Origin of the sequence: Pseudomonas sp. CIP-10 (assembly GCF_020911845.1) — a bacterium.
Taxonomy (GTDB): domain Bacteria; phylum Pseudomonadota; class Gammaproteobacteria; order Pseudomonadales; family Pseudomonadaceae; genus Aquipseudomonas; species Aquipseudomonas alloputida.
In genome coordinates, this window is record NZ_CP087160.1 from 742,896 (window position 1) to 758,670 (window position 15,775).

Below are 15,775 nucleotides of genomic sequence, written 5' to 3' on the forward strand. Positions count from 1 at the left end.
CTCAGAAACTCTCCATGACTGTTACCCTTAGGAGCTTTCGCTTGGCGCTTCCAGTCGCCGCTGTACGTCGATGCAGGTAGCGCCAGTTATCAAGTAACAAAAACTTCCCAGCCCCCCACTCGATCTTGTGTTCGTGCACTGGTTTTTCTTGATCTATAGCGCTCACCATTTCCCGGGCTCTGTCATTTGTAGGTGTCATACAGCCAGGGTCATAACGGTAATAGCAATCAGATGGAGGCCGGGCAGAAGCGTAGAAACTATTGCCGCCATTGATAATCCTGAAGACAGCCGATCGAGCTGCTACTGAATTCAATGGATCAAAGAGACGACCTTCAGAGATGAGAGTGTCAGCAGCCTGCTGATCCGCTTCAAAGCACGCCATAACAAGATACCGCGGAGGTGTACTCCAGTGAGCTCCGTCGGTGTGCCAAGGAAATTCGCTCAGTCCATAGCGGGCACTGAGGGATTGAGGGTTGGCTGCTTGCTGTTCGGTCGGTACTAGATGGTCAATCAGTGGGCCACGCCGGCGAGATGCGCGAGGATCTCCTAAGCTATAGGCGATTTCTAGGGCAGTTCTTTCCATCGACTCAAGCCCGGAGTGGTGCATGTGAAAGCTGGCCCAACCGTTCGACCTCAACTGCAACTTGGCATCTTCGATCTGCTCAATCACGTCATGTCCTTTTTCGGTGTTACTTAGCTAAACAATGGTCCGGGAATTTTACTCGTCGAATGTAACGAGCGCGCTCAGCGGTGCATACTCTCAGATGGAGCTGTCATTGTTTTATGGCCTCTGTGAGTAGCGATACTCCTCAGGTGAAAAGCGCCCCAGGGGACCAAATAGCAAAATGGCCGTTAGGTTTTCGAGATCGCTTATTGCCTCCGACTGCGCATACTGCAGAAAGTACGCGCGCTGTGCCGCAGGTAGGGTAGCTCGGTGCTTCAAACAGGTTCTCACCATCTCCGCCAGCACATAGCCGCGTATGTCGTACCGTTCATCCATGGCGCAAAGGATGGTTCGATAGCACAAGTGATAGTTCGGCTGCGGACCGGTCTGTAGGTAGGCGTCGGTACTCATCCTTGACTCCCGGCCTGCCAGGAGGCCAGAAACTGCAGAAGCCGCTCAACTTGGCCATGACTGACCAGTTGCTCTGCTGTTCGCCCTCCGAAAGCTGGCAATGGATCTTGGCGGAACCAGACAATCGCCCGCTCGATAGCTACCCCGCTCTCGGTCACCGTCATGACCACACGTAGGGCATCTGTGATAAAGCGTAGCGCTGCTTCGGCTTCAGGCGTGGTTGCGCCATCTGATTGGCTGTGACGATAGGTAGCAAGCTGAGCGGAAAATTCGGCCGGGTTGAGGCCGAAGACCTTGTTATAGCGCTCAGATGAAGAGGTTGCCCCTTTCGTGTTGCATAGGTAGTCGACCAGTTCGGCAGCCGACGATGCTGCTAGTTGAAATGCCTCCTGGTCCATGGCTTGTTCCCCTCGCGCCTTTCGTTAACAGCATGCCCACAAAATAAGCAGTAAGCAAAGCCATAGTTGCGTCATTGCCCGGCCAAGCTACCTTGCGAGCTCCAGCCTTGGGCAGAGGAAATGATTTTCCACCCAGTTACCACCGAATGATGGCCTTCAAGCCCGAGAACGTCCCGATGTCAGTTTGATGGCAGCATGTTTTCGCTGATACAGTTCCAGCCATTTTCAGCAATTGAGCCCGCTTACCTGAGTGGCGTACGGCTTTGGAGATCATGGAATGGACGTTCTGTACTGGGAAGGTGGGCTGTTACGCCACGAGGTTTGTGCTATCGAAGAGATGGAGGATGCTTTTCAGAACCCGAAGCCTGCTAGCAGCTCCTCCCACCTCAAGGGGGGAATGGCAGAGCAACTGAAAGCGCTTACAGCAGGGGCGGGGGGAATGTGGCCCTGGCGAGGGTACGCAGGCTTCCGCTTTGCGGATGCACGAGGTTCGGAGGGTGAGTTTGACCTTGTGATTGTGACTCACAAGAACGTTCTGATCGTTGAACTCAAGCATTGGAATGGCGAGATCACTTCCAACGGAGGGAAGTGGTATCAGAACGGTGATGAACGAGGGCGCTCGCCTGTTGCAATCACTCAAAACAAATCATTTTTGCTCCAAAGGAAATTGCAGGCTGTAAAGAAGAACTTACCTGATGGCCGTGTACCTAACATTCAATTTTGTGTGGTGCTGTCAGGCGATTGTAAATTTTCAAGCTTGCCAGAAAGTGATCTAAAGCACGTTCTAACGCTGGCGGATTTTCTTAAGCTCGCTAACGAAGGCTTATATAACAAGAGGTTTCGGCCGCATCCAAACGCCCAAGGCCTTAATCAGTATTTCAGCGTGTTTGACCGCTTGTTTAGTAAGGGGAACACAAAACCAAAAGAGTTGGTTGTTGACGGGTTTCGGGCTCAGGAGATAATTTTCGAGCACCCAGGCAAAGTGTATGTCGAACACCAGGCAAAAAATGATAACAATAAGCATGAGCGGGCTCTGCTCCGACTTTGGGACTTTTCCAAGCTAGATGATGTTGATGCTAAAACTCCAGAGGGACGTTTCAAGATTCTTTCCCGTGAGCGTGATGTATTAGTCTATTTGAGTAACCGAGACCTAGATTTGGGCAGGCGATGCCTTCGTCCGATGAAGAATCCATCAAGAGACTCTGTAACTCAGGAGTACTCTGAGCTTTGCGAATTGCCCTCAGAACATTACCGGCTCAATGAGTTTATCAATCGTTTCGTAGAGCAGTTTGACGAAGCTGGCCGGGTTCGATTGGCTAAAGTGATGGTCGCACAATTTGCCACAATGCACGGATTCAAAGTCGCGCACCGGGATCTTGGTGACCACAGCATCTGGTTCTCTCCGGACAGCAATATCGCGCTATCGAACTTCATTGCTGCTTACCATCAACCAGCTGGTACGGTCGGTCCACGTCGCGACCAGTTAAGTATCGGCGCAATCTGCATGCCGGAAGACGCCTCTCCCGACGCGAGAAAAGGCACACCGTTTCAGCGTGACGTATTTGCTTTGGGGCTGATGTGTTGGCATCTCATAACGGCAAACGCGCTTCCTCTAAAATTTGAAAGCTCGCATATAGCGGATGTGCGCCAGAAGCTAAAGAACTCAGATGCGTGGTATTCAGAAATCCTGATCCGAGCAATCGAAATTGATCCCTCTGACCGTTACACAGATGCTGGCATATTGCTCGAAGAACTTAACCGATACATGCCAAGGGCTGAAGGTGAGTTCGAATTCGATCATGGTGTTTTGGAACGCTTCGCTCTACCCGGATTTGTTCCTTACAAAGCGTTTCCGGTAGATGAACAACTTGTAGATTCAGACAGTAAAGACGTCTATAGGTCAGGTTCGCAAATAGTCAAGATGTGGCCAAATCTGAACGCCACCTCCGTTTCTAAAGGCGAAGGGCCGATGCTTCTCGCTTTCTTTGAACGCCTCGAGGTTTTGCAAAAGAGCAGCTATGATTTTCTTCCTGCCATAGAAAGTTTTGGGTATGGTAGAAGCGGTACACCATTTGTAATCCAGCGCCATATTGATGGGGACGACTGGGATGAGTTACCTAGCGTTGCGCGCGATACCGCCTTCGTAGTTGCACGAAAGCTTATCACTGCAGTGGAGTGCCTTCACGAACAGCAGATAGTCCACGGTGATCTACACCCTAAAAATGTGCGGGTAGCTCTAAGCAGCGAAGCAGCAACGTCATCAATATACATATTAGATATGCCTGATATATGTGCCTCTGGTATTCAGCCGTTCAATCATCGATATAGCCCTCTTTTAGAGAGTTGTACTGATATCGAGCGGGACAATTTTGCAGTAATGCGAATGTCGGTCGAGTTACTTGGTATGGACTGGGATGAAGCTAGAGAGAACGATATATCTGTACTCAGAGAAGCTATTAACCAAGAACAACAGAGCGAGTCTGGTTTCATATCTCTTGAGCGGTTCAAGGTGGCTTTTGAACAAGCATGCAGTCCGCCTAAACCAAGACCTACAATTGCAATAGATATCATAAGCCGGGATGGACATGGGGACTTCACAGTCTATCCGGACAACGGCCGTCTTTACGTGAAAATTGACCAGGATCTCCAAGACCAAAAACTCTTGGTCGTGAGCTTTGACGGGGTTGGAGGAGCGTTTCGAGCCACATATGACCCTAGCCTAAGAGCATTTATCAAAGCCTTCGCACCCAGGGTGCAGGACAATATCAGGCTACGTGATATCCAGAACGCTGATTTTGAAATCGACGTTAGCATCAGGGTTTCCACGGGTTCTTACTCTAACTTGACCTCACTGACGGAGTTCATGGCGCAACAGTCAGGCTTCGGTGATCTTGCGGTTAGCATCCTAAAGGAGCAGTCTTCTACTATACTGTCTGATGGCGAGCAGATGTCATCACCCCTGGCTGAGTCGACCATACCGGCCAGAGTCGATCAGCCCTCACCTGAGCCTTCTGCCAATTTATACCCAGTAGCAAAGGTCTGGAAAGCTATTCTGGAGACTGAGCCTGAGTCTTTACCAAGTATTGAAGTTTCCGATACGCCCAAGCTACACAAGGATCGCCTTGGCTTGCTTATTCCGTATACTGCGGAACGAGATATCCTAGAGTCCTTTGATGCAGAAGATGCAGTCTTTCTCTCGAAGCGTAAAGATGGAGTTACTTCCAGCTTAGGCGTAATTGATACTAGAAAAAGTACATTAACAGAAATTTATCTTGTTCTTTCGGCGCGAGCCCAAGGTATTAAAGTTGATGATCAGCTTTTTCTGCAGTCTCAAGCAGCACGAACCTCATTTTCACGTCGCAAGCATGCAACAGAGCGTCTGCTGAAACGCTCAGCAGTAGTTCCAAATTTAGTTGACTACTTCGATGAGAATTGCGATGCAATACCTGAAAGCTTCGGTGACTTGCCGAACGAGCAACACTTTAAAATGTATGAGCGGCCCGCTGCCGATGGATCTGTTATTGGTCTAAATGACGCACAAAAGGAAGCTTTTGCCAGGCTTGTTAATAATGGTCCATTGGGACTGTTACAGGGGCCACCTGGCACCGGAAAAACGGAGTTCATCGCGGCTTTCTGTCACTATTTGATCAGTGTAGTAGGTGTCCGAAATATCCTGCTTACCAGCCAATCTCACGAAGCGGTAAATACGGCTGCGGAGCGTATTCGCTCTCACAGTAGGAAGCTAAAAACTGATCTCGATATTGTACGGTTTAGCAACAGTGAACAGGCTGTTTCTGACGAGCTTCGAGATGTTTACTCGCGCTCTATTGTAAGCCAGCAACGTGAATCATTCCGTGCAGAGATGGCACACAGACTAAGTCTTATGGCTCCATCACTCGGTGTCAGTGCAGTGTTTCTTGAGGAGCTGATTGCTGTTCAACGAAAAGTTGGCGGGCTTGTAAAGGGCATCGCGCGGTTAACAGCGGACTTGAATAGTATGAGCGACCGAGAGGGCAGCGGTGATGTTTCCTTGGGAGCGATAGATGAAATGCGCTCAGAACTCTTGTCTTTGTTGCGCCATGATTTCGAGATTGAGGTTGACGAAGAAGACGCTCCCTCGACTTGGCTAGAACAGGTCCAAGAAAAAATAGCCGGCGAATTTGGTATCCGCGCTCATGAACGTAAACGCTGTTTGGCGCTGATTGAACTCTCAAGTGACATGATTGAGCGAATGGGTAGTGACAGGGCTAACTATGATGAGTTTTTACTTCGATCCCGAACGTTGGTATGCGGTACATGCGTCGGCATTGGAGTGAAACATCTTAGCCTGGCTGACAGTAGGTTTGATTGGGTAATTATTGACGAAGCAGCACGTTCCTCACCAACCGAGTTGGCAATCGCTATGCAGGTCGGTCGTCGAGTGCTTCTGGTAGGCGACCACAGGCAACTGCCGCCGTTTTATGACACAGATCATAGGAAAGCCATTGCTAGGGCTTTGGAGCTCAGTACTGCTTCCAGAGAGTTCCAAAGTATCATGCGCAGTGATTTTGAGCGGGTATTTGACTCTCCATATGGCCAGTTAGCTAGTGCCACATTGAAAACCCAATATCGAATGCAGCCTGCAATTGGAGACATGGTCTCGGATGTGTTTTATGACGGCTTTTTGGAAACTGGAAAGAGGCCAATACCAGCGCATTTTGATCAGGTTCCTGATTGCTTAAAAAATGTGTGTACCTGGCTAGATACTGGGGCTCTCGGAAATATGGCTCATCACCAGTCACCTAAGGGTAGCTCTAGTCTAACCAATCAAACTGAAGCCGATTCAATAATTCAATTGCTCAAGGAGATTGAACAGAAAAGTGAATTTTCTGATGGTCTGATAAATGAGATGAGTCAAACTCAAGAGCCATCCATCGGCATAATTTGCATGTATGGTGAGCAGAAAAAATTGGTTAGGAGAAAGTTTGCTGAGCAAAATTGGCCAGATGCATTCAGACGTTTGGTCAAAATCGACACAGTGGACAGTTATCAAGGAAAAGAGAACCGCATTGTGATCATTTCTCTGACTCGCTCTTGGCCAGATCAAATTCCAGGCTTCCTAGCCTCACCTAACCGGGTAAACGTTGCACTATCCAGAGCTATGGATCGACTTGTCATAGTTGGAGATATGAGAATGTGGGCAGGAAAGAATGCGAAACTTCCCCTTGGTAGGGTGTCCACGTTCATTAGGCAACGTCAACATGAGATGGGATATGCCATTAGGCCCGCCAAAGGAGTTGCAAAATGATTTCTAAAGAGCAAAACCTTTTCGAAATAGATTTCAGTGTACCGGTACAGCAATTTCGTATCGAATACACACTCGTCGAGAAGGGTGGTCTACCTTTGGTTCCTGAGTATATTTTGAGACTTCTAAAGGTGTCAGCATTAACACCTGCAGACATAGCGCTTTATTTTGGATTCACGCTGAAAGAGGTCAGCACTGCACTACTACAATTTCTACAGCAGGGCGAATTGAAAATATCTCAAGATGGCCGAGTAGCACTCACTGAAAAGGGGATGCGAATGTTTTCGGGAGACGAAGACACCCCTGTTGTAAAAGGTCGTATGGAGTATAGGAGGGTATTCACGTTAGATCTGCTTGCCTATTCATTTACGGAGCATGCCAAACATCGCTTAGAGTCTCCAAGATGCTCTGTGGTTTTAAGCGCTTCTCCCTCTAAACGTGCTGACTCCACCACGGAGGCCGAACAAGCTTTTCAGCGGAATTTGTCAAAGATCTATCGCTCCGGCGAGCTTACTGGCAAGCCGGAAGACTCCCAAACTCCCGAGCTTTACAAGATCAGCGAAGTAAACAAGAAAAAAGATGGGTTTATTCGATTCTCTGAATCTTATTGTTTTGAGCTGGATACTCTAAGGTACGGTTTTTCGGAGCGCGCTGGACTGCCACAGGAAGATGCATACATTAGTCAGCGTAGCCAACAGTTAGCGAACCTTATAGGGCAGTGCAATACTGAGTCTGTAATGTCATTTGCTGAAAAAATAAGCGACATCCACACGCTTACGTTTCTAGCTGATGGAGTCTTTGATCCACGCAAGGCAGCACAAGCCCAAGCCGCTACGAGACCGGGCCAGAGCAGAGTTGAGCCCATATATGGGGCTCTACAACTTACTCATAATTGGGATAGGGTTGAGGCGCTTCTTTCCAAGTATGGAAGGCGATTCGCAACTGACGACAATAAGCAGCCGGCCACGATCAGTTGGTTGGCACCGTCTACTCATGGCCTATGGGGTAAGTGCTCTCGTCATGGTCAAGCATTGAGCGCGTTTGCCTGCTCTGCTGTAGTCACAATTGCCGGAAAGGAAAAGCTCGTATTTGAGCCAAAAGTGCTAATTCCACTGGCTGATCAATTTGATGGCTCAGCTATGAACCGTGCCTATAATGAATGTAAGGAGGCTGAGGCTTACTTGCATGGATTTATTGAGAGCGACATTTTGTCTAGTGTCGAAATTATGACTCTTAGCAACTCTTTTGCAATTGTTATGTATCACCTTGTTCAGCCGGATCGTCATCCTGTACCAATTCCGTTTGGTTTTGTAACTGAGGATCTAGTAATGGTGAGAAAAGTTGAAGCTGTTCTGGAGGATACGCTTGCAGAATATACCGCTGGCAATGTATCTCGTTATATTGGTGTGTTGCCTCGTAGCACGCAACGCCCACGACAGCGGGTCTAGGTTGTTTATGAAAAGAGTGCGGCGATAGATGCGTTATCTATTTTGGGGTGCGAATAGTAACATCAAAGTTGCTAATCCGGACGATTGGGCCCCTGTTCAATACTCGATGAACTACCTGACTTTAATGGGCGAATTATGACTCACTCCGACTTCGTGCTCAGCATAATTGCCTCTATTGTCGCGGGGCTATTGCTTTCATTGGCCGCAAAGTTTACGTTGGAGAAGTGGAAGAAGATTGCGATCGGCTTCGGTGCGCTAATCGTAGCGAGCACTATGATAGCGGTCACAGTCTTCGCCGTATTCACTGTGACGAAGGAATTCTCGGCCTACCGAGAACGCTCCATCCTACAGGAAAAAATTGATAACTTCACCAAGGGGCACTATCCCAAAGACTATGACGCTGGCTATAGGGTCGAAGTAGGTCGGATTGGAGAGCGTCCGCTATTGGGGTTCAGTTATCCCGAAAGCGTTAATGGCATAGTCGATACTCATCCTTGGAGTAATCCTTTTTTCATGCGTCAGATTCAGAAACTACTCAATGACAATGGCTACGCTGGTAGTCCAGCGTGGGGGTATAGGATGAAACCCTTAACTCCTGGGCAGCTTGAGGAGTTACTGCAAAGGAACTTGGATTAACTTCCGTTTACTGAGTGCTAGAGAGCCAAACCTATCCATGGAGAAACCTCTAAGCAATCCCCCTGTGAAAGACAGCGAAAGCCGGCCTTCACAGGGGTAGTAGGCTTCTCCCACTAATGTCTAGTGTCTGTAACGTCAGGTGATCACAGTGTGGTATTGGTGTCGCGGAGATCAATCGAAGAAATTGGTGACGATACCGGAGTGCAGTCGTGCTATGGCTCGGCTTAATTTTCATGGCGCTGTCGCGTGGATATCTATTGTGACGGATTCCTTGAGTCTAGATCGACTACCCTTCGATCTTTCAGCTTGGCTTTTAGTACCAAATTTTCGTTCAGCAGAACTTCATTGATCGATACGAGACGGGCGATCCTAGCTTGCAATTCCTCGATCTCCTGACGGTAGGCTGCAGACTTCTTGCGCTCAGCAATTAAATTTTGGTGTTTGACATCACGTATGGCGCGGCTGGAGCGCCCCTGCGCCTCGCGGATAGCTTCGGCAACGCTTGGGTAGTAGTTGTGGATCAACGCTGTCGATACTTTCGCTTCGCGGGCTACTGCGGCGATAGTGACTTTGGTTTCCCCTGTGTGGGCACGACCTTTCTGAATGCGGTAAAGGGCGAGCCTCAGATCCTTTTCACGATCCTCTGCTGGCTTATATTTCTCGACGATTTTTTCCTTTGGTCTCATGCTATCAGCGTCTCCGGCGCCATGCCTAATTGGACCAGTACGTCACGGCAGCGATTCAAGTCGCGCTCAACGCGTTGGCGGCCGGCCTCGCCGATGTCTGGGCAGGTCAGCAGATCCTTCAAATCATCATAAAGTCTTTGGTATATAGGCGCATGACCGCGTCCAATCACTGCGTTGCTGCAGTTGCTACAACGGGTGCGCTCGAGTGTGTTGCCTATGCAGTCGCCATTGTCTGCGGTGCACCATGCGTGGCCGTTACTGCGAATGGCGGTGCTCTCAGCAATGGACTTTAGCATTGAGGCGCGGTCCTTGAAGATCAGTAGATTCTGCGGTTTTCGCTGCCACTGTTTGATCGAGCGGCCGTAGCCGCCGGCCAAGAGATCATGGCCCAGCCAATTATCGACTATGCCAAGCTTGATGTCCTCCAACTCCGCTTGAATATCGTCGTACAGCTCAAGGTCAAGGTGTTGCCCCCAGTTATCGTCCATGGCGTAGCCCAAAGTCATGTCTAGCGACCAGTGGGCGTAATGCTCCTTAAGGTAGCGCAGATCACCGAAGCGGCTATGGGCAGCGTAATTGGCAAACTTGCGGCGGAACTGGTGGCCAGCGAGATTCCAGCTTAGCCCACATTCCTTGGCAAATGACTTGAGACAGAGGGCCAAACCGTTATTTGTTAGTGTGCGCACTTGGTTGCCCTCCGACGAGCTCAAGCTGAGAAAGAGTGAGTGCCGGTGTTTGTACGCCTCGACGATTTCCGGATCATGTGGATTGGAGCGGCGGCGCTGTGTGATCTCTGTAGCGATCAATGCCTGAAAGGGTGTGGCCCAGCGCTCCATGAGACGTAAGGCGCGTACGGCGGCTTCGGGGATCATCCAGTCATGGATGCCAGCATCGGTCTTATCCGACCGTGATCGCATCCAGTGATAGAATGTTCCCCGGTCGTCCTGGGTACGGTGGTGTGCACCCAATTGAACATTGGTTAATTCGTGGTTGCGGCAACCGGATGTGCATGCCAGAACAATATAGCTGGCGGTACGGAGGCTAGTTAGTGCCATGTTGAACCTTTTCAGGCCACCCTGCCATCCAGCGGAGGTTAAGTGGCGGTTCTTGGCCGCTACGACAGTCTCATGGGTCTGCCCCTTTCGCTGCACCGTGAGAGCATCCAGCTCATCGCGCAGGTCAAGTAGTTCCGGGCCGCGTTCAACTTGGTGGTAGGCACTTTCGAATAGAGTGCAAAACACATTGTCAGGGATCAATGGTGTCTTGCCCCCTAGCAGAGGGAGCGCGCCAATTCCAGCAATCCCCGCCATCGCCTGTGCAGAAGTTTCGGGCCATGGATGTTGGGGAATTGGGTCGTCAGTATATTGGCTGAGTTCATACAGCGCTTCGACGGCATTGAAACGGCTTTGCAGTCCACGCTGAGACAGTGGTTTGCCATTGGACCGTCCGGTCTGGCGATGGGTTTTGCAGTTGGTCACGTAGGTCGCGCATATCAGAGATGTTACCGCGTTCAGTTGATCTATCTTGAGCGCTTCCAAATGGCGCAGGAATGGCCTTGCATTCCAGAAGAGTTGTCGCACCATATGACCTTTAGGGCGACTCGCTTCGCGACGTCCACGCCTCAGGTAGCGGTACAGCATTGCCTTCATTACCGCCCGAAATGCGGGCGCTACTGCGCTGAAATTCAACTGTCTCCTACCGGTTGGGACATTACTGGTAAAGCCGTCGAGATGCCAAATTTCATCGCCGTAGCGGCTGATGATGACCCACTGATCATCGACCTGAATGGCACTGATAATCAGAGCGTCCCGGTCGGATTCTGAGAGACCGCGCGCGTCGCTCAGTTGAGTATCAAGAGGGGAGTAGGATAGTGCCGCCCGGGTGTTGTTGATCATGCAAAGATCTCCAGATTATCAGTCAGATCAACAGACCAGAACGGGTGTGGGTGGGCGCGGGCTAGCTCACGGTTAGCCTCCACAGTCTCGGTTTTGAAGATGCCGCGACGTACTCCCTCGGCAACGATATAGTGATCGATCAAGCGAGGTATGTGGGCATAATTCTGAGACCAGCGCCGCTTATTCATGCATGAACGTTCGGCTAAAATTCGGAAGTAGAAGCTGAATAGCTTGTAAAGATCTTCGGCTGTCACCGCGTAGTGCCTACAGCGCAGACAGTTCATGAAGCTCATGCAAGTTGCCCCCTCGCGTTTTGGGGCATACTGGCCATTTGTTGAGTCAGCGCAGCGGCCGATAGGGGTAACCTTATAGGTTGCTCCGATGGTACGGGTCAGTAACTCATTTACTAAGACCTCGCCCATGAACTGCCAATTTCGATGGGTATTATCGTCTGGCCTAAGGTAATTTTGATCCGTTACCGGCAGAGTATTTCCAAGGGCTGCAGCTGTGATTGTCAAATCACCATCGGTGAGTTCGAAGATGCGGTTGGCGAAGGTCTTGCGTAGACGGGAGATGTTAACGCGCAGTGGGCCTCCATTGTTGTCGGTGAGCCCATTCATTGCGATGAATTGGTTTGTCCTCCAAGCTAACACTCCTGTCGTCAAAGCCGTTACTTTGCCGGCACTAGTGCGATACAGCCACACGCGACCTTTGAGGTTATCAGGAGCTTCTGCATCAAGGGATTGAGTCAGCTCCATAACGCGGCGGATCAGACGCTCCACGTTGTTTTTAACGCTCGGTGTGGACTCGAGAAGGCGCTCTGCATTTGACTCAGTGCGTAGAGCTACTTTGCTAGTGTTATAGCCGCGCCGCTTCCATAGTACTAAGAACACTGTGTTGTCCTTAGGGTGTGGGCGCAGACAGTCACGGCCCATCTCCAGCAATGGTATTGAATTTCGTCCGGTATGAAGTGCTACGATTAGCAGCGCAAGCACCAGGAGCTCGCTGGTTACAGGCGGGTTTTCATCCCAGATGGGCTTGATGGCCTGCCTGAGGGCTATGGTGAGTGCTTGCCGTTCTTGTTTGGACAGCGCTTTTTCGCCCTTGCTTTTGCGGCTGATATTCGGGAATGGATTGCGTGGGAACGTGGCTGCATCGCCGTATGTGGTTAAGGAAATCAGCCCTCGTCTTCCCAGGGCGAGCAGCACGGGTTTGGTCTGCGAGTAGATAGTCTTCTGAGTAATAGTCGCCACGTCTAGGCAAGCCAGATGGGCGAGAAAGCCGTCGATGAGTTCCCGGCTTACATCGGCCAGGGTCAAATTGCGGCCAAATGCCGTCGATCTAAGTACGCAATAGTCGAGGAAATTGCGCAATCCACCCGCGCAGTATTGAGAGACAGTAGTGTCTGTGACAGCACCATCCTGGCCGACGAGGAAACGTTCAATCTGGCGCTGACAGGCATATGTAATAGGGTCGATGCCCACGCCGTACCAACGGACAAAGTCGAAGCGCCGGAGGTTATAGGTATTTCGTAAAAACTCAACCGTGGTATTTGTCGGAGGGATAGCCTCGGGTAAAATAACTGCATTACCTACCTTATCGTGGCTGTATTCGACCTGAGGGACGCCAAGTTCGGTTTTGGCAAATATCTTACGTTTGCCCATTAGACGCCTCCCCCTAAATTGTTCAGCTCATCGTCATAGGCCAAGACAGCCTCATCGGCCATTTCGTTGATCAGATGTAGGTACACCATGGTGGTCTGAATTGAACTGTGCCCGAGTTGCCGTTGAACGAACACAAGGGGCTCTACCCCACTCGCAGGGTTGCGTTGAAGGCTAACTAAGGTATGGGTGGCATAGGTGTGCCTGAGCATATGTGTATGGACTTTAATTCCTGCCCGCTTACCAGCCTCGTTGATGATCCGGTTCAGACTTTTGCCTTCATTCCCATATGGGGTCCCAAACTGGTTGAGGAACAGCGCACTTTGCTGTTGCTTGTCCAGTAAGGCGCGTTCACCGCGCATCTTGGTCACATAGCGATAGAGGTCGGCCATGAAATGGCGACTGATGCGAATAAGTCGCGGCTTGCTACCCTTGGTGACCATACCGCTACCGTCGAACGGGTCGAGGCGAATGAGGAGGTTGCGTTCAGTGCGTCCCGTCTTGTCCGGGTCGAAGACATAAGTGAGTGGAAAGGCGGCGATTTCCTCGCGGCGTAGCCCTGTATGCAGTGCTAATCGCATCATCATCCGGTGATGGGGGTTTTCCGATGCAGCCAGAAGCGCCTTGACTTCGGCCATGCTCAAAAACTTGGGTAGGGTCTTGTATTTACGCGGCATCACATCGTTTGCCATGCCTTTGTCGCCACTGGCATCGATATGAGTGAGTAAGCCCGATTTTCGTCTGATGTTGCGCTCTTCGTAGGTGAAGGGGAGGCGCTTTACCCATCCCTCCCTTAGGGCGAAATCGTAGAACTTGCAGACGTATTGCAGGCGCTGGCGCGTGGTGTTTTGTGCCAGATGACACGCCATTAAACAGTAGTCCCGATAGGCCGCCACAAGACTCTTGGCTTCGCCACGTTCAACGTCACGCCAGTCCAACTCATGGGCCTGGATGAAGCTGAAGAAATCGTATAGTGCGCGTCCGGTGCTGGGCCAGGATCGCATCGACCCGATAGCCCCCCGAAGCAGGTAGTGACGAAAGAACTGGTTGGCCGGGACGCAACTCTCCATCGTGTTCCACAGGAGAATAGGGAATCCTGGATAAGTTTGCCCAGCGATCACAAAATCTTCAGTAGCCCACACAAGCTCCATATGCTGTTCCTTGCTCCGAATAGGCCTCAACCCTCTTTCTGCTCTGGCAGAGGTAGGGACATAGGAGGCCCCCAACCATCGCTTCAGGGTAGGACCCGTAAGGGGCGTTTCTAAATATAGCTAGAATCTAACCTTCACAACGTTCCGGAACACCGTGCATTCCTCCCTGGACGTGCTTGGCTATAGCTTCCTGGCGGTTGGACAAGAGGTCCAGTCGCCCAAGTTGAAAGCAATGACGGGAAAAGTCGCAGGAGGTGCAGGGATGCACGCAAGGCAAGGGGGCATGACGCTTCTGGAAGTGTTGTTGGCGATCGTGATCGTGGCCGCAGGTCTGTTCGCAACGGCTGCGATGCAATTGCAGGCATTGCAGGCTGCGGACAGCGCGCGCCGGGATGGCCAGGCGGCGATGGCGCTGCACAGCGAACATGAGCGCAGGCGGCGATGAGGCGCTGTCAGGCAGGGTTTGGCTTGCTTGAGATGGTGGTGGCGCTGGCGATCGGATTGATGCTGCTGGCGGCGGCCAGCCAGCTTTTTGTCTCTGCGCACCAGACTTGGCGCCTGCAAAGTACGGCAGTGCGCATGCAGGATTCTGCGCGGCTTGCATTGCTGCGCATGGCGCAGGATATCCGCATGGCCGGGATGTTCGGTTGCCTGCGCCTGAGCCCAGACGACTTTCTGGTCTCCGGCGCGGAGCAGGCCTTTGCCCGGCCCTTGGCGAGCGGCCCGTCAAGTTTGAGCCTGGTCGTCGCTGAGTTACCAGGGTATGCCGGCGACCCCGACTGGACCTTGCTGACAAACTGTATCAACACGGTGGAGGTACACAAGGAGCGCGCGCAAGGTAGCGACACGCTTATGGCTGTGCCTGTCAGCCGACATCGCTATGCTCACGTTGGAAGTACGCTTTACTTCGAGCGGCGCGGCCGCAATCAGCCCTTGGTCGATCACGTGCGCGAACTGCGTGTGGTGCAGGTGGCTGGAGAGCGGATCGATCTTCAGCTGACATTGTATGAGCCGACCTTGCAGCTTGAGCAGCACCATGCGCTGAGCGTGGCATTGCGTAACCCGGTGCCGGCTTCATGAACCGCCAGCGGGGTGTTGTCCTGTTGTTGGCGTTGGTGCTCAGCGTCCTGCTGGGCCTGCTTGCCACATCTGCCCTGCGTGACGCGCTGGTGGAAACACGGATGACCGGCTACCTGAGCGATGGCCTGCTGGCGCTGGAAGAGGCTGAGGCCACTTTGCTGGCCGGGGAGCGCGAACTTGAACGGGCGCCCCCTGACGTTTGTAACGCGTGCCTGCCGCCGCCCAGGCCGCACGATCTGGTTGGGCAGTGGCAAGGTACCCAGACCGGCTTTTTCCAGCTGCAGAACCTGGGTGTCAGCAAACGTGCCGCGCACATGCCCGAAGGGCAGCTGGTTAGCCTGTTCCGGATTACCGCCGTCAGCAAGCAAAGCCGCTCACGGCATGTACTGGAAGCGGTCTACGCCGTGGCCGGCAATCAAACCCAACGCATCACCTGGCGGCAAAGATTGCGAGGAGACTGA

12 protein-coding genes are annotated in these 15,775 nt (G+C 51.6%); 6 read left to right on the top strand and 6 right to left on the bottom strand.

The genetic code is table 11. The features are described 5' to 3' along the window. Position 1 precedes the first annotated feature (1 nt). Both LMH93_RS03355 and LMH93_RS03365 read right to left on the bottom strand, forming a co-directional pair. On the bottom strand, positions 2–670 hold the full coding sequence (locus LMH93_RS03355; protein ID WP_083199838.1) for a TauD/TfdA family dioxygenase: 669 nt from the start codon (positions 668–670) through the stop codon (positions 2–4). A gap of 401 nt (positions 671–1,071) precedes the next feature. After that, positions 1,072–1,473: a hypothetical protein gene (locus tag LMH93_RS03365; RefSeq protein ID WP_065762008.1), complete on the bottom strand. Its 402-nt coding sequence runs from the start codon at positions 1,471–1,473 to the stop codon at positions 1,072–1,074. 277 nt (positions 1,474–1,750) lie between these two features. On the opposite strand from LMH93_RS03365, the gene LMH93_RS03370 reads away from it, so the two are divergent. From LMH93_RS03370 to LMH93_RS03380, 3 genes are all read left to right on the top strand, one after another. Next, on the top strand, positions 1,751–6,760 hold the full coding sequence (locus LMH93_RS03370) for an AAA domain-containing protein (protein ID WP_230064833.1): 5,010 nt from the start codon (positions 1,751–1,753) through the stop codon (positions 6,758–6,760). Further along, positions 6,757–8,205, top strand: a complete 1,449-nt coding sequence (locus LMH93_RS03375; protein WP_230064834.1) for a hypothetical protein — start codon at positions 6,757–6,759, stop codon at positions 8,203–8,205. Before LMH93_RS03370 ends, LMH93_RS03375 begins: the two co-directional genes overlap by 4 nt. Before the next feature lie 135 nt (positions 8,206–8,340). Then, the gene (locus tag LMH93_RS03380; RefSeq protein ID WP_065757566.1) at positions 8,341–8,841 is read left to right on the top strand and encodes a hypothetical protein; all 501 of its coding nucleotides are present in this window, start codon (positions 8,341–8,343) and stop codon (positions 8,839–8,841) included. Between the two features lie 254 nt (positions 8,842–9,095). Here the strand turns inward: LMH93_RS03380 and LMH93_RS03385 are convergent, their stop codons facing one another. The 4 genes from LMH93_RS03385 to LMH93_RS03400 are packed head-to-tail and all read right to left on the bottom strand — an operon-like array spanning position 9,096 to position 14,234. Further along, a complete protein-coding gene (locus tag LMH93_RS03385) occupies positions 9,096–9,527 on the bottom strand; it encodes a TetR family transcriptional regulator (protein WP_065757567.1) in 432 nt (143 codons plus the stop codon). Continuing rightward, positions 9,524–11,422 (bottom strand): integrase, encoded by a 1,899-nt coding sequence (locus tag LMH93_RS03390; RefSeq protein WP_065757568.1) that lies wholly within the window; start codon positions 11,420–11,422, stop codon positions 9,524–9,526. The genes LMH93_RS03385 and LMH93_RS03390 overlap by 4 nt, the downstream gene beginning before the upstream one ends. Further along, positions 11,419–13,086: a hypothetical protein gene (locus LMH93_RS03395; RefSeq protein ID WP_065757569.1), complete on the bottom strand. Its 1,668-nt coding sequence runs from the start codon at positions 13,084–13,086 to the stop codon at positions 11,419–11,421. Before LMH93_RS03395 ends, LMH93_RS03390 begins: the two co-directional genes overlap by 4 nt. After that, positions 13,086–14,234 carry a tyrosine-type recombinase/integrase gene (locus LMH93_RS03400; protein WP_065757570.1) on the bottom strand — a complete coding sequence of 383 codons (1,149 nt, stop codon included), beginning with the start codon at positions 14,232–14,234 and terminating at the stop codon, positions 13,086–13,088. The genes LMH93_RS03395 and LMH93_RS03400 overlap by 1 nt, the downstream gene beginning before the upstream one ends. A 262-nt stretch (positions 14,235–14,496) precedes the next feature. On the opposite strand from LMH93_RS03400, the gene LMH93_RS03405 reads away from it, so the two are divergent. From LMH93_RS03405 to LMH93_RS03415, 3 genes are read left to right on the top strand one after another with little or no spacing between them, the layout of a single operon-like run. Further along, positions 14,497–14,679, top strand: coding sequence for a type IV pilus modification PilV family protein (locus tag LMH93_RS03405; RefSeq protein ID WP_003247582.1), 183 nt, complete (start codon positions 14,497–14,499; stop codon positions 14,677–14,679). Continuing rightward, positions 14,676–15,314, top strand: a complete 639-nt coding sequence (locus tag LMH93_RS03410; protein WP_004577284.1) for a PilW family protein — start codon at positions 14,676–14,678, stop codon at positions 15,312–15,314. Before LMH93_RS03405 ends, LMH93_RS03410 begins: the two co-directional genes overlap by 4 nt. Continuing rightward, the gene (locus LMH93_RS03415; RefSeq protein ID WP_004577283.1) at positions 15,311–15,775 is read left to right on the top strand and encodes a hypothetical protein; all 465 of its coding nucleotides are present in this window, start codon (positions 15,311–15,313) and stop codon (positions 15,773–15,775) included. Before LMH93_RS03410 ends, LMH93_RS03415 begins: the two co-directional genes overlap by 4 nt.